The organism is Pseudomonas sp. S2_B07 (assembly GCF_054668435.1).
The window spans coordinates 3654153-3671774 of sequence record NZ_CP162769.1; the positions used below are offsets into that span (position 1 = coordinate 3654153).

Below are 17622 nucleotides of genomic sequence, written 5' to 3' on the forward strand. Positions count from 1 at the left end.
TCCATCGTGGGAATCGATTGGGCATGTTATGTTATTACATTAAATTCGACTACGCCTTTTTCTCGAGCGGTCCTCTTCATGCACAGACGTCACTTGCTCAACCTGATTCTGGCCAGCGCAGCCTTCGCGTTGCCCTTTGGTGTCTCGGCCACGCAAATTCGCAACGCACGGTTGTGGCGGTCGGATGACAAGCTGCGATTGGTGTTTGATCTGAGCGGGCCGGTGCACTACAAAACCTTTTCACTCAGTTCGCCCGAGCGGCTGATCATTGATCTGAGTGGCGCCAACCTCAGTGGCGATTTCAGTCAGCTATCCCTCGCCAATACGGTGATCCACTCGATCCGCTCCGGGCATTTTGGTCTGGGGGATACGCGAATCGTCCTCGACCTCAGCGGCCCGGTGCAGCTCAACAGCTTTTTGCTCCCGCCGCAGGAGGGGCAAGGCCATAGGCTGGTGCTCGATCTGAAGTCCGCTGCGTCATTGCCCGTTGCTGTGCCCTCAGAGGTGATCCAGGACACGGCGCACGCCAAACGCGACATCATCGTGGTGGTCGACCCTGGTCATGGCGGGAAAGACCCTGGCGCGGTCGGCGCCAAGGGGGAGCGAGAGAAAGACGTGGTGTTGTCCATCGCTCAGCTGCTGGCCAAGCGTCTAAAACGCGAAAAGGGCTTTGACGTGAAGCTGGTGCGCAACGACGACTTTTTTGTTCCGCTGCGCAAACGGGTAGAGATAGCGCGCAAGCACAACGCCGACATGTTCATCTCGGTGCATGCGGACGCAGCCCCGCGTCTTACGGCTTCCGGTGCTTCGGTGTATTGCTTGTCTGAAGGCGGTGCGACCTCGGCCACGGCGCGCTTCATGGCACAACGTGAGAACGGCGCGGATTTGCTGGGCGCCACTCGTTTGCTCAATCTCAAGGACAAAGACCCGATGCTCGCCGGGGTCATTCTCGACATGTCGATGAACGCCACCCTGGCCGCCAGTTTGCAGTTGGGCAGTACGGTCCTGGGCAGCCTGGCGGGGATCACCACGCTGCATCAAAAGCGCGTGGAACAAGCAGGATTTGCGGTGTTGAAGTCGCCGGACGTGCCGTCGATCCTGGTGGAGACCGGCTTCATTTCCAACGCTCGCGACAGCCAGCGACTGGTCACCGCACGTCATCAACAGGCCGTGGCGGACGGTTTATTCGAAGGGTTGCAGCGCTATTTCCAGAAAAATCCGCCCGCCAACAGCTACATCGCCTGGCAACAAGCGCAGAAAAAAACGCAGGTCTAGCAGCCGGTAATCCGGCTGCAGGTGAACTTGGCGCTGCTGCCACCCGAACTGGAGAAGCGATTGATGGTGGTCCAGCCCACCCGACGGTTGTAGCCAACCCAGGCCTCGCCGTCGGAAGCGATGCCGGTGAAAAAGGTCAGTTGCCCGTAGCGGCTGTTGGTCTGTGCCCAGTAGCGCTTGCCCGCCATTTCGAAGCCGCGCAGATAGATCGTGCTGCCGACGGTGTTGACGCTGTAGGCGTTGCCGTCGACATCCACGCAGGCCAGCAGATTGGCGCTACGGGTGCATTGGGCCAGGCTCGGAATCTGCGCCCAGGCCTGTGTGGCCATCAGCAGCGAAACACTCATCAGCGCCAGTTTCAGGGCAATACGCATGGGATTTCTCGGGGACTGGACGGCCTTTAGCATCGGTCGCTTTGGTGTCATGGGCAAGAAGAGAGTGGCTTGATTGTGTTGTTATACTATAACATTTAAAAAAGCCCGACTCTGCGACCGGGCATCCTTGTGAGGAATATCTGATGCCCAATCGTCTACCCGTGACCGTCCTCTCGGGCTTTCTCGGTGCCGGAAAAAGTACGCTGCTCAACTACGTCCTGCGCAATCGCGACAACTTGCGGGTCGCGGTCATCGTCAACGATATGAGCGAGATCAACATCGATGGCAGCGAGGTCCAGCGTGATGTCAGCCTGAACCGCGCCGAAGAGAAACTCATCGAAATGAGCAACGGCTGCATTTGCTGCACCTTGCGCGAAGACCTGCTCGAAGAAGTCAGCAAACTCGCCAGGGACGGGCGTTTCGACTACCTGTTGATCGAATCCACCGGCATTTCCGAACCGCTGCCCGTGGCGGAAACCTTTACCTTCCGTGATGAAGAAGGGCAAAGCCTGGCCGACATCGCGCGGCTCGACACTATGGTCACCGTGGTGGATGGCATGAACTTCCTGCTCGACTATCAGGCCGCCGAAAGCCTTGCGTCCCGTGGCGAAACGTTGGGTGAGGAGGACGAGCGTTCGATCACTGATCTGTTGATCGAGCAGATCGAATTTGCCGATGTCATCCTGATCAGCAAGATCGACTTGATCAGCCGCCGCGAGCGCGAGGAGCTGATTGCGATTCTTCAACGCCTCAACGCGCAGGCAGACATCATTCCCATGTTCATGGGCGAAGTGCCCCTGGAAAAAATCCTCAATACCGGTCGCTTCGACTTTGAAAAAGCCGCTCAGGCGCCGGGCTGGTTGCAGGAATTGCGTGGCGAGCATGTGCCGGAAACCGAGGAATATGGCATCGCCTCGACTGCTTACCGGGCCCGCCGCCCCTTTCATCCGCAACGCTTTTTCAGCTTCATCGACCGCCCTTGGGTGAACGGAAAACTGCTGCGCTCCAAAGGGTTTTTCTGGTTGGCGAGTAAGCCCATGGACGCGGGCAGCTGGTCCCAGGCGGGGGGCTTGATGCGTCATGGTTTTGCGGGGCGCTGGTGGCGATTTGTGCCGAAAACCCAGTGGCCGCAGGATGAAGAAAGTACCGCCGGGATCATGGAGAACTGGACCGCCGCCACCGGCGATTGCCGCCAGGAATTGGTGTTCATCGGCCAGAACATCGACTTCGCACAACTCACCGCCGAACTCGATGATTGTCTGCTGACTGAGGCCGAAATGGCCTTGGGTGTCGACGGTTGGCGATTGCTGCCAGATCCGTTTGGCCCCTGGCACGAAGAGGTCGCCGCCTGATGTTGGCGCCGAGTCTGAAGCGGCGTTCGGTCGTTCATTCTGTCCAGGACGAAACGCCGCAAACGCTCGCGAGAATCCTCGATGACGAGGTAAACCTCGCCGTTTGGCAGCGCCAGCTTCCGGTGCATATCAACGATTTCGGCCAGTTGTTGCTGTCCCTCAACGTACCGTTAGCCGAGTCGCTGGTTGTGGAGCTGCCCAGCGATGACGCCGAACCCAATCTACACGGGTTGGCGGCTGGGTTCAGCGATCTGCACGGGTATGAGGGCTTCATTGCCGACGTGTCGTGGCTGGTCAGCGCGTTTGCCTGTTTGTTAGGCGTCCAGCGCATCGGCCTGCGTTTGCGGGCGCTGGACAAGGCCATGTGCCCGCGTTTCCACGTCGATCATGTGCCGGTGCGGTTGATCACTACGTACTCCGGTATCGGCAGTCAGTGGCTGCGAGAGGGCGTGATGGATCGTCGCCAATTGGGTAAGCCTGAGGCTGAGCCTGTAGAGGATTCGCTGATCGAGCAGGTCGCCTGCGGGGACGTGGCGCTGTTCAAGGGCGAGAAGTGGCACGGCAACGAGGGTTTCGGCCTGATTCACCGCTCGCCGCAACTCGCTTCGGGTGAGCGTCGATTGATCCTGACCCTAGATTGGCTCGGCTAACGCCTCAAGGCGTGAGCCAGCTGCCTTGGCTCTGCGCTTCGCAAAACGGCTTCAAATAGGCCGCATCGGTGGCTACGCCGTAATAGTGAATGTCCTGCCGGTAAGGCATATTGGCGACTTGAGCGTTGCTGCACACCCCGAAGGCGCCGGTTGGGCATTGCTCAACATACTGCACGTCGACGGTCTGCCCGGCCAGATTGGGCTGGCAGAAGCCGTCGGCGAAGAGCTTTTCCGGGATATTGCGGTTTTGCTGGCAGACTTTCACGTCCAATCTCGCGGATGTGGTATGTACCACGCAGGCTTGGGCGAACACCTCGCTGGAACATAGCGCCAGCAGTAACGACAATCCCATCAACCGCATCTTTTACCTCCTCAGAAAACACCGACCATGTTGCAGAACATTCCCACTCACGTCATTGCCGGTCCATTAGGTGCCGGCAAAACCAGCCTGATCAAGCACCTGTTAACGCAGCGGCCGGTCGGCGAGCGTTGGGCGGTGTTGATCAACGAATTCGGGCAGATCGGCCTCGACGCTGCGCTGCTGACCTCCGACGCCGATGGTATCGCACTGGGCGAAGTGGCCGGCGGCTGTTTGTGTTGCGTCAATGGTGCGCCGTTTCAGATCGGGCTTGGGCGCTTGCTGCGCAAGGCCAAGCCGGATCGGTTGTTCATCGAACCCTCTGGCCTCGGCCATCCGGCCCGGCTGCTTGAGCAGTTGAGTGAGGCACCGTGGGTCGGTGTACTGGCGGTACAACCCTGCGTACTGGTGCTGGATGCCCAAGCGCTCGCGGCTGGCAAACCGCTGCCTGCGGCGCAACAGGAGACATTGAACAGCGCCGGCTTGTTGGTGTTGAACAAGGCGGAAGATCTCGACGCCGATGATCGCCAGCGCATCGCCGCGCCGTTACTGCCGCGTCCTCTGTACTGGACGCAGCACGCTCAGTTGCCATTGAGCCACTTGCCGGGACTCCAGGCTCAGGCCTTAGCGGGTGTGGATAACTTCATCGTGCCCAAGGGGCTGGCGCAACTGCCGGCCATCTGGACGGATCCCGCGCTGCCTATTTGCTTGAGTCAGGAACAGGAGGGTGGCTGGAGTATCGGCTGGCGTTGGCACCCGAGCCAGAGGTTCGACGTGGCGCGCATCGGGCTGTGGCTTGAAAGCCTGTCCTGGCGGCGGGCGAAGCTGGTTATCCACAGCGTCGACGGTTGGGTGTCGGCCAATGCTTTGGATAATTCGGTACTGGAGTGGAAGCCCAGCGAATGGCGCCAGGATTCGCGGATAGAACTGATTTTCAACGAGCCGCAGGAAGTGGATTCACTGCAAAGCGCCCTGGCTGACTGTCGGTCGAGTTAAGGGCGCCACTTGGTGTGTTCTTGCCGCCACTGGCTCAACTCGATCACCTCGGCGCGAGGCTTCACCACATCGACGATCGCAGGCGTGTCGTCGAACGGCATCGGGTAGGGCGCCAGTTCGATCTGCGCGCTGTGGGCGCCGAATTGGGTGATGGTGCCGTTGTGGCGGGTTTCGCCGGTCACGGTGAACTCAAAGTTGTACACGCGAGCCAGGCGCCGCCGGCCGTTGGCATCTTTGATGAACGCGATCTTTTTCAAGGCCACGTTGCCGTCCAGCAACTCGATGCCGAGCTTGGCGCAATGCTGTTTTACCCGCTCCAGCGCACGCTCGCGCAAGCCGTGGTTGTGCCACAACCACGCGCCACCGGTGGCGAGCAACATCAGCACGAAGATATTTCCGAGGGTCAGCATCAACAGGTTGCTCCAACTAGATGGTGTCAGCTTAACTGCGTCTCTGGTCTGTCGTACAGGCTGCTTTTCGTCGCATACTGCGCGGCTTGAATTTCAATCGTTTTACGGAAAACTCACCGCATGAAACGTACGCCCCATCTGCTCGCCATTCAGTCCCACGTGGTGTTCGGCCACGCTGGCAACAGCGCCGCGGTTTTCCCGATGCAGCGGGTCGGGGTGAATGTCTGGCCGCTCAACACCGTGCAGTTTTCCAACCACACCCAATACGGCCAGTGGACGGGTGAAGTGCTGGCGCCGCACCAGATCCCTGAGTTGGTCGAAGGCATTGCCGCGATTGGCGAGCTGGGCAACTGCGATGCGGTGCTGTCCGGTTACCTGGGCAGTGCGGCTCAGGGCCGGGCGATCCTGACCGGGGTGGCGCGCATCAAGTCGATGAACCCCAAGGCGCTGTATTTGTGCGACCCGGTGATGGGCCATCCGGAGAAGGGCTGCAGCGTTCCGGCTGAAGTCAGCGATTTCCTGCTGGAAGAAGCGGCGTCGGTGGCTGACTTCATGTGCCCGAACCAGTTGGAACTGGACAGCTTCTCTGGACGCAAACCGCAGTCACTGTTCGACTGCCTGGCCATGGCGCGAGCGCTGTTGGCGCGTGGGCCTAAGGCGGTATTGGTCAAGCATCTGGATTACCCCGGCAAACCGGCGGATGGCTTCGAGATGTTGCTGGTGACTGCCGAGGGCAGCTGGCATCTGCGGCGTCCGCTGCTGGCGTTTCCGCGTCAGCCGGTGGGCGTGGGCGACCTGACGTCCGGGCTGTTCCTGGCGCGGGTGTTGTTGGGCGACAGTCTGGTCGCTGCATTCGAGTTTACGGCCGCAGCGGTGCATGAAGTGTTGCTGGAGACTCAGGCCTGTGCCAGCTATGAGCTGGAACTGGTGCGGGCGCAGGACCGGATTGCTCATCCGCGGGTGCGGTTTGAGGCGACGGCGATCAGTCTTTAATCCGCGTTGCTCGCCCCCACAGTGGATTTGTGAACGACACAGATCCAATGTGGGGGCGACGGTGCGACCTGCTCGCGATGGCTATCTAAAACAGGTCAAAGCCCTCAGGCATCACCCTTGATTTCCTGATAGCGCTTTTCCAGCTCCTGACGAATCTGCCGACGCTGCTGTGCCTGGATGAAGCGGCGCTTTTCTTCGCTGTTGTGCGGTTGCAAAGGCGGTACGACCGCGGGTTTGCGGTTGTCATCCACCGCGACCATGGTGAAAAAGCAGCTGTTGGTGTGGCGCACCGAGCGCTCGCGGATGTTCTCGGTCACCACCTTGATGCCCACCTCCATGGAGGTATTGCCGGTGTAGTTGACCGACGCCAGAAAGGTCACCAGTTCGCCGACATGAATCGGCTCGCGGAAGATCACCTGGTCCACCGACAGCGTCACCACGTAGCGACCGGCATAACGGCTGGCGCATGCATACGCGACTTCGTCGAGGTACTTGAGCAAGGTACCGCCGTGGACATTGCCAGAGAAGTTGGCCATGTCGGGGGTCATCAATACCGTCATCGACAGTTGTGCGTTTCCGGGTTCCATAGCGTTCTCACGGTTCAAGGCAGAATTTCAGGGGCGCACCTCTGCGGGTGCCTTGTCAGCTTTTCAAAACCAACAGTTATCGGGACGCCGGGCAGCTGGCTGCCGTCACGCCTGTTTCGATCTGTTTCCATATATTGCACCGCCTTTGCGGCACAAGTCCCGGTGTTAACCTCCAAAAGTCCCCGCTTAAGGAGCACACGCCATGCATGCCATCAGTTTCATTCAGGATTTGGCAGTGATCATGTTGATCGCCGGCGTGGTGACCGTGCTGTTCCATCGCTTCAAGCAGCCCGTGGTGCTGGGCTACATCGTCGCCGGTTTCATCATCGGCCCGCACACGCCGCCGTTCGGGCTGATCCACGACGAAGAAACCATCAAGACCCTCGCGGAGCTCGGGGTGATCTTCCTGATGTTCTGCCTCGGTCTGGAATTCAGCCTGCGCAAGTTGTTCAAGGTCGGCGCGACGGCGTTCATCGCGGCGTTCCTTGAAATCGTGTTGATGATCTGGATCGGCTACGAGATTGGTCGCTGGTTTGACTGGAACACCATGGATTCGCTGTTCCTCGGCGCGATCCTGGCGATTTCCTCGACCACCATCATCGTCAAGGCACTCAACGACCTGAAGATGAAGAACGAGCGTTTCGCGCAGTTGATCTTCGGTGTGCTGATCGTCGAAGACATCCTGGGCATTGGCATCATTGCGTTGCTGTCGAGCATCGCCGTCAGTGGCACGGTCAGCTCTGGCGAAGTGTTTTCCACAGTCGGCAAGCTTTCGCTGTTCATGATTGTTGCGCTGGTCATCGGGATATTGCTGGTGCCGCGGCTGTTGGCTTACGTGGCCAAATTCGACAGCAACGAGATGCTACTGATTACCGTTCTGGGACTATGTTTCGGTTTCTGCCTGCTGGTGGTGAAGCTGGAATACAGCATGGTGCTCGGTGCGTTCCTGATTGGCGCGATCATGGCCGAGTCTCGACAACTGTTGAAAATAGAGCGCCTGATCGAGCCGGTTCGCGACTTGTTCAGTGCGATTTTCTTCGTCGCCATCGGCCTGATGCTGGATCCGATGATCCTGCTGCAATACGCCTGGCCAATCGCCGTGATCACCGTGGCGGTGGTGCTTGGCAAGATGCTGTCCTGCGGACTCGGGGCATTTATCGCCGGCAATGACGGGCGCACCTCACTGCGCGTGGGGATGGGGCTTTCGCAGATCGGCGAATTTTCTTTCATCATTGCGGCGTTGGGCATGACGTTGCAGGTGACCAGCAACTTCCTCTACCCAGTCGCCGTGGCGGTTTCGGTGATCACTACGCTGCTGACTCCGTACCTGATCCGCGCGGCCGATCCGTTGTCGATCAAGCTCGCCGCCGTGATGCCGCAACGGCTGGGAAGGGTGTTCGGGATGTACGGCGAATGGCTGCGCAGCATTCAACCGCAGGGCGAGGGCGCGCTGCTGGTGTCGATGATTCGGCGGATTTTGTTGCAGGTGGGGGTTAATCTGGCGCTAGTGATTGCGATTTTCTTCTCGGGGGCGTTCTTCGCCGAGCCTGTGTCCGCGTATCTGCAAGACTGGATCAGCGACCCGAGTTGGCAGAAAGCATTGATCTGGGGGGGCGCGTTGCTGGTGTCGCTGCCGTTCCTGATCGCCGCCTATCGCAAGCTCAAGGCGCTGTCGTTGTTGTTGGCAGAGATGGGCGTGAAGCCGGAAATGGCCGGACGCCACACGCAGCGAGTGCGTCGGGTGATCGCCGAAGTGATCCCGATCCTCTCGCTGCTGGTGATTTTCCTGCTACTGGCAGCCTTGTCGGCCAGTATTCTGCCGACCAACAAGTTGCTGGTACTGATCATCGTGGTCGCTGCCGCCGTGGCAGCATTGCTCTGGCGCTGGTTCATCCGCGTGCATACGCGGATGCAGGTGGCCTTGCTCGAAACCCTGGACAACCACAATGATGCACCCGGTCACTGAGACCTGCGCCAGCTGCTACAAAGTCTGGATAGGCTAAATCAGCTTTCCAGCCAGACGTCCCGCGCCCAGTGCCACACCGATTCCCAGGTTTCTTCGGCGATCAGTTCTTCTTCGGCCTGCCACAGCACCACCGTGCCGTCTTCTTCAACGAGGTAATAGTCATCACCGTCCTGGCAGATCGGGATCATGCTGCGGTCAACGCCAGCGTCCCAGGCGTTGGCGGCAACGTCTGGCAGGTAGGTGTGGGATTGCGGGTCGGTGACAGTCACCGGTTCCAGGCTGCCGTAGACCACGTCGCTGACGGTCAGCAAAAATTCTCTGAAGACGAACGGAATGTCGATGAACAGTTGTTCTTCGATTTCCACGATTTGATCTTCGTCGGGCAGCTCCAAGGGGACTGGTACCGGTTCGTTGGCTTCACGCAGTTGTTCGATGATTTCTTCCACGTCCGGGATCCTCTTGCTTGATGGCGCGGTTTAGTTGGGGCGGTTTATACAGTAGCTCGCTATAGATGCAACCGCGAAATAGAAAACCCCAGCCGAGGCTGGGGTTTTTATTACAACACGCTTAACGCTGTGGGGGATCAGCCGTTCTGGCGGATACCGGCCACCAGCCAAGGCTGGTTTTCGCCTTGTGGACGTTCCATGTTCCAGCTTTCGCTGAACACTTCGCCCTGGTCGAAACGTGAAGTCTTCGACACGCCGCTGAAGGTCAGGGTGGCGATGGTCTTGTCGGCACGATCATCCACGCCGTCCAGTTGAACATTGAGGTTATCAATGTAGGTGGACTGGAAACCGTCGCCCAGGTCAGCACGTTCGCGCTTGAGGAACTCGAGCATTTGCGGGGTCACGAACTCGGCGATCTTGTCCATTTCGTTGGCGTCCCAATGCTGTTGCAGGGACTGGAAGTGGTTGCGAGCCGCTTCAATGAAGTTCTTTTCATTGAACCAGGCCGGAGCATTGATGACCGGACGAGCGGCAACCGGTGCAGCCGAGCCGCCGAAGATCGACCCCCCCGCAGGCTTCTGGTCGAACACTTCACGCTGCATTGGCGCGTGGCCAGCGGGAGCCATGTGCTCCTGCTGCTTGCGACGACGAGCGGCGATGAAGCGGAAGACCAGGAAGGCGATGACCGCCATGATCAGGATGTCGAAGATCTGCATGCCCTGGAAGCCGCCGCCCATGAACATGGAGGCCAGCAGGCCACCGGCAGCGATGCCGGCCAGAGGGCCGAGCCAGCGCGAAGCACCGCCAGCCTTGGCCGCAGTGCCCGCGGCACCGGCAGCACCAGCGGTCGCCGCAGCGCCGCCCATGCCTGGAGAAGAAGGCGCCATTTGGCTGGTCTGGTGGGTCGGCGCAGCGCCGACGCTTTTGCCGCCACCAAAGCGCTTGGCGTTGGCGTCGAGGCTCATCGTCAGGCCGATGCACAACGCCATGGCGATGCTAAGAAAACGTTTCATAAAGGGTAATCCCATTTGTGGATGGCACGCGCGCCATGTTGCACAGCTGAAGTGTTACTGGCTAGCGGCAGAGTGTTTCGGGCTTTTGCCTGACAGGTTGCGTTCAGCTTCAGTCAGCGCAATAAGGCCTTTTGAGTTCGGTCCGTAGGACGAGTGGATAGCTTCAGTAGGATGGATGCCTAGCGGCGCAGCGCCAGCATGATCACTCCGGCCGTGATCAGGCCGATTCCACCCCATTGGCGCAGGTCGAGTTTTTCGCCCAGCAGGATCACGCCGAGCACCGCCACCAGCACCACGCTGAGCTTGTCCACCGGAGCGACCAGCGAGGCCGGCCCCCGTTTCAGCGCGCGGAAGTAGCAGATCCACGAGGCGCCGGTGGCCAGTCCCGACAGCAGCAAGAACAGGTAGCTCTTCGCCGAGATCGATCCTAATGATTGATATTGGCCCGTGGCGTACAAAATCAAGGCCAGGCTGACCAATACCACTACGGTGCGCAGCAGGGTGGCAAAGTCGGAATTGACGTTTTCGATACCGATTTTGGCGAAGATCGCGGTCAGGGCGGCAAACACCGCCGACATCAGGGCCCAGAACGTCCAGGAAGAAAAGAAGCCTGAGCCCATTATTTCGCGCCTTACAAGATCAACCTGCTGGGGTGGGGGGGAGCACAAACCCTGTGGGAGCGAGCCTGCTCGCGAAGGACGCACCACGGTTTATCAGATACACCGCGGCGCTTTCATTCGCGAGCAGGCTCGCTCCCACAGAAAAGCTATTAAACAGCTTCCAGCTTCGCGTAACCCAGCATCAGCCACTTGCTGCCTTCGCTGAAATTCACCTGCACCCGCGCCTGCGCACCGGAACCCTCGAAGTTGAGGATCACGCCGTCGCCAAAGATCGAGTGCCGTACAGTCTGACCCAGGCTGAAGCCGGTATCCGGAATCTCGCTGCCGCTGAACAGGTTGCTGCCGCTCATCGATTGATTGCTACCGAACGGACGGCTGACACTGTTGGACAAACGCACTTCCTGGATCAGGCCTTTAGGCACTTCCCGTACGAATCGCGAGACCTTGTTGTAGGTTTCGCTGCCGTACAGGCGTCGGGTTTCAGCATAGGTCATCACCAGATTCTGCATGGCCCGGGTGATGCCGACGTAGGCCAGACGGCGTTCTTCCTCAAGACGGCCGGGTTCTTCCAGGCTCATCTTGTGCGGGAACAGGCCTTCTTCCATGCCTACCAGGAACACGTAAGGGAATTCCAGGCCCTTGGCGCTGTGCAAGGTCATCAACTGAATGCTGTCTTCGTGCTCTTCGGCCTGAGTATCACCGGCTTCCAGCGACGCATGGCCAAGGAATGCCGCCAGCGGCGTCAGGTCTTCGTCTTCTTCGGCGTTTTCGAAGTTGCGCGCGGCGCTGACCAGTTCCTCAAGGTTTTCTACCCGAGCCTGGCCTTTCTCGCCTTTTTCCGCCTGGTGATAGGCGATCAGCCCGGATTGCTCGATGACCGTTTGGGTCATCAGGTGCAGGGGCATTTCCATGCACTTGGCAGCAAGGTTCTCGATCAACTCGATAAAGGCACCGAGCGCGCCGGCAGCGCGACCGGTCAGGCCTTTATTGGCGACCAGCAGGCGCATGGCTTCCCACATCGACACATCGCTGTGACGGGCGTGGTCGCGGATGGCTTCGACGGTTTTCTCGCCGATGCCACGGGCCGGGACGTTGATCACCCGCTCCAGCGCCGCATCGTTGCCTCGGCCTTCCAGCAAACGCAGGTAAGCCATGGCGTTCTTGATTTCTGCCCGCTCGAAGAAGCGCTGACCGCCATAGATGCGGTACGGAATGCGCTCACGCAGCAGGGCTTCTTCCAAAACGCGCGATTGGGCGTTGGAGCGGTACAAAATCGCGATATCGCTGCGAGCCAAGCCGGTTTTCAGCGCGCTTTCAATGGTTTCCACCACGTAACGTGCTTCATCGTGTTCGTTGAACGCAGCGTATAGATTGATCGCTTCGCCTTCGCCGCCATCGGTCCACAGCTCTTTGCCCATGCGCCCGGTGTTATTGGCGATCAGGGCGTTGGCGGCCTTGAGAATACCGGCGGTGGAGCGGTAGTTCTGCTCCAGGCGAATGGTCTCGGCATCCGGAAAATCATCGGAATACTGATAGATGTTCTCGATTTTTGCGCCGCGCCAGCCGTAGATCGACTGATCGTCGTCGCCCACCACCATCAGGCTGTCGCCGCCCTTGGCCAGCAGACGCAACCAGGCGTACTGCACGGCGTTGGTGTCCTGGAACTCGTCCACCAGGATGTGGCGGAAGCGTTTCTGATAATGAGCCAGCAAACCCGGGTGGTCGCGCCACAGATCGAGGGCACGCAAGAGCAATTCGGAGAAATCGATCACACCCGCGCGCAGGCAGGCAGCCTCGTAGGCCTCATAAATGCTGCGCATGGTCGCCAGGAACATATCGCCGCTGGCTTGAATATGTTGCGGACGCAGACCTTCGTCTTTCTGCCCATTGATGAACCACTGGGCCTGGCGGGCGGGCCAGCGTTGTTCGTCCAGTCCTAGCTCGCGTATCACTCGCTTGACCAAGCGTTGCTGGTCATCGCTGTCGAGAATCTGGAATGTCTGGCTCAGCCCGGCCTCCTGCCAGTGCGCCCGCAGCAAGCGGTGCGCCAGGCCGTGGAAGGTGCCGACCCACATGCCGGCGGGGTTCAGCCCCATCAGCTGCTCGATGCGCTGACGCATCTCGGCCGCGGCCTTGTTGGTGAAGGTCACCGACAGGATTGAGTGCGGCGAGGCGTTTTCGACCTGGATCAACCAGGCGATACGGTGCACCAGCACTCGGGTTTTACCGGAACCAGCACCGGCCAGGACCAACTGACGACCCACGCGGGCAGCTACGGCCTGGCGTTGGGCGTCGTTGAGGGAGTTCAGCAGAAGGGAGAGATCATCGCGCATCGGGGCATTCTAGGGTGCGCCGCCACACCGGGCAAACCGAGCTTTGCATTAGCCGATGAAAGATGCACGGAGGACGACCGGTCAGTCACTGGCTGCAGGCGTTGGCGGGCCGCGCTCCAAGGGTTTTGGCGGGGCGTCGGAGGGCTGAAATATTGTCGAATTTATGATCCGGGGCAGTTTGGTAAGGGCATTGGCTTGTGTATGCTCCGTCGACGTTTCGGGCTCATGCTCATCATTATAAGAACAAGAACATTGCCTATGACCCTCAGCATCGACCTGTCGGGCCCCACGGTGGAGCCGCGGGTCATCCGCAAGCAGTACGCCATGGAAATGGCGGTCGAACGCACGCGCCTGCTTTATCAGGGGTCACTGCTGCCCACGTTATTCATGTTGATCAATGGTCTGGTCTGCGCCGGTTTGCTCTGGAGCCCGCAGCGCTATTTCCTGGTCAGCGTCTGGATGGTGTGGCTGCTGTCGCTGGTGGCGTTGCGGGTGATTCAAGTCGCGGCCTTCGATTCGGCGATTCCCAACCGCCAGGCACATCCGATCTGGCGCCGCATGTTTTTGCTCGGCTCTGGCCTTACCGGCCTGACCCTGGCCGGTGCCGGTATTGCGTTGGTGCCCGCCGACAATTTCATGCAGCAAGCGTGGGTGTTCGGCCTGATCGGCGCCGCCGCACTTTCCGCCAGTGTTGCCTACGCGGTCAGCCTGCCGGCATTCCTGTCCTTTACCTTGCCCTGCCTGTTACCGGCCATTGCCTATTTATTCTGGGGCGGCGACGCACAGGATCATGGCTGGGGCTGGTTCGGCCTGATTTTGTTGGGCGCGCTCAGCGTGATTGCCTGGCAGGTCAATCGGTTGATCGACAGCGGATTGCTGCGTCGTTTTCAGAATCAGGCGCTGATCGAGCATTTACAGCAAGCGCAAAGCTGTAGCGATCAGCTCAATCACGAGTTAGCCAAAGAGATCGATCACCGTCGATGCGCCGAAGAAAAACTGCGCGAAGCCCAGGTCGAGCTGGAAAACCGTGTTGCCCAACGCAGCCTGGAGCTCGACGTCGCCAACCAGGCCTTGAGCAAGAGTGAAGCGCGACTGGCGTTGGCGTTGAAGGCCAGCGAACTCGGGCTGTGGGACTGGAACCTGCAAACCGATGAAGTCCATCACACGCAGATCCAGGAATTGTTCGGCCTCGCGCCGGAATATGTGACAGCCATGCTTCGCCACCTTCGCCCGCGGTTGCACCCCGAAGACCTGCCGGCGCTGAAGCGCGCGTTGATCGAGCATTTGAAAGGCCGCAGTGAGGATTACCAGATCGAATACCGCGTGCGGCATGGCGACGGTCACTGGGTCTGGATCGAGGACCGTGGCCGGGCTGTCGAGCGAAGCAAAACGGGTCGGGTGATCCGCATGGTCGGCACCCGTCGCGACATCAGCGCGAGCAAAGTCCAGGAAGAACAACGCCAACTGGCGGCAACCGTGTTCGAAGCCGCCAGCGAAGGCATCGTGATTTTCGACCCCGATTACGCCTTGATCGCCGTCAATCAGGCCTTCAGTCGAGTCACCGGTTATGACATCGACGACATGCTGGGGCGCAACGTCGTCGAACTCCCCTGCAGTCGCGATGCTCGCCGCCACTACGGCGCTATCCATCAGGCGCTGGAGCAGCACGGGACATGGCAAGGCGAATTGGTCGAGACCCGTAAAAACGGCGAGCTCTATCCGCAATGGTTGCAACTGAACGCAGTTCGCGATTCCCGAGGAAATGTCAGCCATATTGTCGGCTTCTTCGCCGATCTATCGGCTCGCCGCGAATCCGAAGAACGCATGCGCTACTTGACCCACTATGACGAACTGACGGGCCTGGCTAATCGCTCGTTGTTCCGGGAACGGTTGCGCGAGGCCCATCAGCGGGTGCGCCAGGGCGGACGTAGCCTGGCGTTGCTGCACATCAACCTGGACCGTTTCAAACTGCTCAATGACAGCCTCGGGCATGACGTCGCCGACCAACTGCTGCAGAAAATGTCCCGGCGCCTGGTCAACGCACTGCCAGAGGCCGACACGATCGCCAGGCTTTCCGGCGACGAATTTGCGGTGCTGTTTGATACCTACGGCAACCTGTCGAGCCTGGCGCGGGTGGCGACGCGGTTGTCGACCAAGTTGCGTTTGCCGGTCTCCGTCGATGGCCATGAACTGGTGATCAGTGCGTCCATGGGCATCAGTATGTTGCCGGACAACGCGCGGGAAATTTCTGCGTTGGTCAGTCAGTCGAACATGGCCATGCAGCACGCTAAACACTTGGGCGGCGACAACTTCCAGTTTTATACCGAAAGCCTGCAAGCCAGCACCTTGGAGCGTTTGCAGCTGGAAAACCAGCTGCGCAAAGCCATCGAAGAAAAGCAGCTGAAAGTCTTTTACCAACCCAAACTCTGCCTCGCCACGGGCCACTTGAACGCCGCGGAAGCGCTGGTGCGCTGGGATCATCCGACCATGGGGCGGGTGCCGCCGGGGGACTTTATCGGTCTGGCCGAGGAAACCGGGCTGATCGGCCCAATCGGCGAGTTCGTGCTGCGCCAGGCTTGCTGGCAAGCCTGCGAGTGGCAGCGGCAGGGGCTGGAGCCGATCCGGGTGTCGGTCAACCTGTCGGTGCATCAATTGCGTCAGGGCAAACTGGTCAGCCTGGTGCGCCAAGTATTGGAAGAAACCGGCCTGGCGCCGCACTACCTGGAGCTGGAACTGACCGAAAGCCAGTTGCTGGACAGCGTCGAGCACATCATTGCGACCTTCCAGCAGCTGCGGGATCTGGGGGTGAAGTTGGCGATCGACGATTTTGGCACCGGGTATTCGTCCCTGAGCTACCTCAAACGAATTCCGGTGGACTACGTGAAGATCGATCAGGCGTTTATCCGTGGGTTGGGGGAGGGCACTGTGGATGCGGCCATTACCCGGGCGATCATTGCGATGGCGCATGGTTTGTCGCTGAAAGTGGTGGCCGAAGGCGTGGAGCGGCAAGAGCAGCTGGAGTTTTTGAAAGCCGAGTGCTGCGATGAAGTGCAAGGCTATTTGATCAGTCGGCCCGTTGAGGCTGATGAACTGGCCAAGCTGTTACAAAAGGACGCGAACCCCTCGTAGGGGCTACATGGAGCGTATGAGGCGTGGAATGGGGGCATCGAGTTACGCATTGAGCAGGCAAAAAGCGAATTCTTGTAGTATAACTACAAGCTTGCTACATCCCCGGCAACTGCCAATAACAAAGAGTCCAGCCCTTTGAATCTGCTGCAACACATCGCCCAGTCACGCCACCTCTTACGCAAGTCGGAGCTCAAGGTCGCCGACCACGTGCTGCTTGATCCTGCGGCGGTGATGCACAGCTCCATGGCCGACCTGGCCCACAGCGTCGGCATCAGCGAGCCGACCATCGTGCGCTTTTGTCGCGCCATCGGTTGTTCCGGTTTTCAGGATCTGAAACTCAAACTGGCGCAGAGCCTGGCCGCCGGTGCCAGCTTCGGTCAGTTTGCCATCCATGAAGACGATTCCGTTGCCGACTACAGCCTGAAAATCTTCGACACCACCCTGCACACCTTGATGGAGGTTCGCGAGAAACTCGATCCGGTGGAGTTGCAGCGGGCGGTCTCGCTCATGTCCCAGGCCCAGCGCGTCGAGTTCTATGGCTTTGGCGCATCGGGTGCAGTGGCGGCCGATGCCCAGCACAAATTCTTTCGTTTGCTGCTGACCGCGGCGGCGTACTCCGACCCGCACATGCAAGCGATGTCGGCCGTGACGTTGAAGCCGACTGATGTGGCGATCTGTATTTCCCAGTCCGGGCGCTCCAAGGATTTGCTGATCACGGCCAACCTGGTGCGTGAAAGTGGCGCCTCGCTGATCACCTTGTGCCCGAGCCAGACGCCGCTGGCCGAGCTCTCGACCGTCAACCTGGCGATCGATGTGCATGAAGACACCGAAATCTATACCCCGCTGACCTCGCGTATCGCTCACCTGGTGGTGATCGACGTGCTGGCGATGGGCGTGGCCATGGCGCGCGGCCCGAGCCTGGTCAATCACCTCAAGAGCGTCAAGCGCAGCCTTCGCAGCCTGCGGCTGTCGCCCAAGTCGGTGAAAGCGCTGGATGATTGATTCTGCTGGAATTGTGGCGAGGGGGCTTGCCCCGTTCGGCTGCACAGCAGCCGCAAAGATTTTGGGGCCGCTTCGCGACCCAACGGGGCGATGCGGCGTTCCGACAAGCCCCCTCACC

Annotated in this window: 16 protein-coding genes; 8 read left to right on the top strand and 8 right to left on the bottom strand. The window is 59.7% G+C overall.

What is annotated here, in order from left to right; all coding sequences use genetic code 11:
- Positions 1–78 precede the first annotated feature (78 nt).
- Positions 79–1275 carry an N-acetylmuramoyl-L-alanine amidase gene (locus AB4N43_RS16805; protein WP_059181915.1) on the top strand — a complete coding sequence of 399 codons (1197 nt, stop codon included), beginning with the start codon at positions 79–81 and terminating at the stop codon, positions 1273–1275.
- Here the strand turns inward: AB4N43_RS16805 and AB4N43_RS16810 are convergent.
- Positions 1272–1649, bottom strand: coding sequence for a hypothetical protein (locus AB4N43_RS16810; protein ID WP_027926258.1), 378 nt, complete (start codon positions 1647–1649; stop codon positions 1272–1274). The genes AB4N43_RS16805 and AB4N43_RS16810 overlap by 4 nt on opposite strands.
- A gap of 143 nt (positions 1650–1792) precedes the next feature.
- Here AB4N43_RS16810 and zigA point away from each other — a divergent pair, with 143 nt between their 5' ends.
- On the top strand, positions 1793–3001 hold the full coding sequence (gene zigA, locus AB4N43_RS16815; RefSeq protein WP_460151736.1) for a zinc metallochaperone GTPase ZigA: 1209 nt from the start codon (positions 1793–1795) through the stop codon (positions 2999–3001).
- Positions 3001–3651 (top strand): DUF1826 domain-containing protein, encoded by a 651-nt coding sequence (locus tag AB4N43_RS16820; protein WP_194940501.1) that lies wholly within the window; start codon positions 3001–3003, stop codon positions 3649–3651. Before zigA ends, AB4N43_RS16820 begins: the two co-directional genes overlap by 1 nt.
- A 4-nt stretch (positions 3652–3655) precedes the next feature.
- Here AB4N43_RS16820 and AB4N43_RS16825 read toward each other — a convergent pair whose 3' ends face one another.
- Positions 3656–4012 carry a hypothetical protein gene (locus AB4N43_RS16825; protein ID WP_027926261.1) on the bottom strand — a complete coding sequence of 119 codons (357 nt, stop codon included), beginning with the start codon at positions 4010–4012 and terminating at the stop codon, positions 3656–3658.
- 27 nt (positions 4013–4039) lie between these two features.
- Here AB4N43_RS16825 and AB4N43_RS16830 point away from each other — a divergent pair, with 27 nt between their 5' ends.
- Complete coding sequence (locus AB4N43_RS16830) at positions 4040–5005, top strand: CobW family GTP-binding protein (protein WP_194940500.1); 966 nt, start codon at positions 4040–4042, stop codon at positions 5003–5005.
- Here AB4N43_RS16830 and AB4N43_RS16835 read toward each other — a convergent pair.
- Positions 5002–5415: a DUF3301 domain-containing protein gene (locus AB4N43_RS16835; RefSeq protein ID WP_027926263.1), complete on the bottom strand. Its 414-nt coding sequence runs from the start codon at positions 5413–5415 to the stop codon at positions 5002–5004. The two genes, AB4N43_RS16830 and AB4N43_RS16835, sit on opposite strands and share 4 nt — an antisense overlap.
- A 120-nt stretch (positions 5416–5535) precedes the next feature.
- On the opposite strand from AB4N43_RS16835, the gene pdxY reads away from it, so the two are divergent.
- Complete coding sequence (gene pdxY, locus AB4N43_RS16840) at positions 5536–6408, top strand: pyridoxal kinase PdxY (RefSeq protein ID WP_027926264.1); 873 nt, start codon at positions 5536–5538, stop codon at positions 6406–6408.
- Positions 6409–6512: 104 nt separating this feature from the next.
- Here the strand turns inward: pdxY and AB4N43_RS16845 are convergent, their stop codons facing one another.
- Entirely contained in the window at positions 6513–6995 is a 483-nt protein-coding gene (locus AB4N43_RS16845) for an acyl-CoA thioesterase (protein ID WP_027926265.1), read from the bottom strand.
- A 202-nt stretch (positions 6996–7197) separates the two neighbouring features.
- Between AB4N43_RS16845 and AB4N43_RS16850 the strand changes: the two genes are divergently transcribed.
- Entirely contained in the window at positions 7198–8961 is a 1764-nt protein-coding gene (locus AB4N43_RS16850; protein WP_027926266.1) for a cation:proton antiporter, read from the top strand.
- A gap of 38 nt (positions 8962–8999) precedes the next feature.
- Here AB4N43_RS16850 and AB4N43_RS16855 read toward each other — a convergent pair whose 3' ends face one another.
- The 4 genes from AB4N43_RS16855 to uvrD form a co-directional block, all read right to left on the bottom strand.
- The gene (locus tag AB4N43_RS16855) at positions 9000–9407 is read right to left on the bottom strand and encodes an SMI1/KNR4 family protein (RefSeq protein WP_007943369.1); all 408 of its coding nucleotides are present in this window, start codon (positions 9405–9407) and stop codon (positions 9000–9002) included.
- Between the two features lie 137 nt (positions 9408–9544).
- Positions 9545–10420: a Tim44 domain-containing protein gene (locus AB4N43_RS16860; protein ID WP_027926267.1), complete on the bottom strand. Its 876-nt coding sequence runs from the start codon at positions 10418–10420 to the stop codon at positions 9545–9547.
- 179 nt (positions 10421–10599) lie between these two features.
- Positions 10600–11040, bottom strand: coding sequence for an EamA family transporter (locus AB4N43_RS16865; protein WP_027926268.1), 441 nt, complete (start codon positions 11038–11040; stop codon positions 10600–10602).
- Positions 11041–11189: 149 nt separating this feature from the next.
- Complete coding sequence (gene uvrD / locus AB4N43_RS16870) at positions 11190–13373, bottom strand: DNA helicase II (protein ID WP_460151737.1); 2184 nt, start codon at positions 13371–13373, stop codon at positions 11190–11192.
- Positions 13374–13631: 258 nt separating this feature from the next.
- Between uvrD and AB4N43_RS16875 the strand changes: the two genes are divergently transcribed.
- Both AB4N43_RS16875 and hexR read left to right on the top strand, forming a co-directional pair.
- Positions 13632–16502 carry an EAL domain-containing protein gene (locus AB4N43_RS16875; RefSeq protein ID WP_027926270.1) on the top strand — a complete coding sequence of 957 codons (2871 nt, stop codon included), beginning with the start codon at positions 13632–13634 and terminating at the stop codon, positions 16500–16502.
- A 135-nt stretch (positions 16503–16637) separates the two neighbouring features.
- On the top strand, positions 16638–17504 hold the full coding sequence (gene hexR, locus AB4N43_RS16880; RefSeq protein WP_008027445.1) for a transcriptional regulator HexR: 867 nt from the start codon (positions 16638–16640) through the stop codon (positions 17502–17504).
- The last annotated feature ends 118 nt before the right edge of the window (positions 17505–17622 follow it).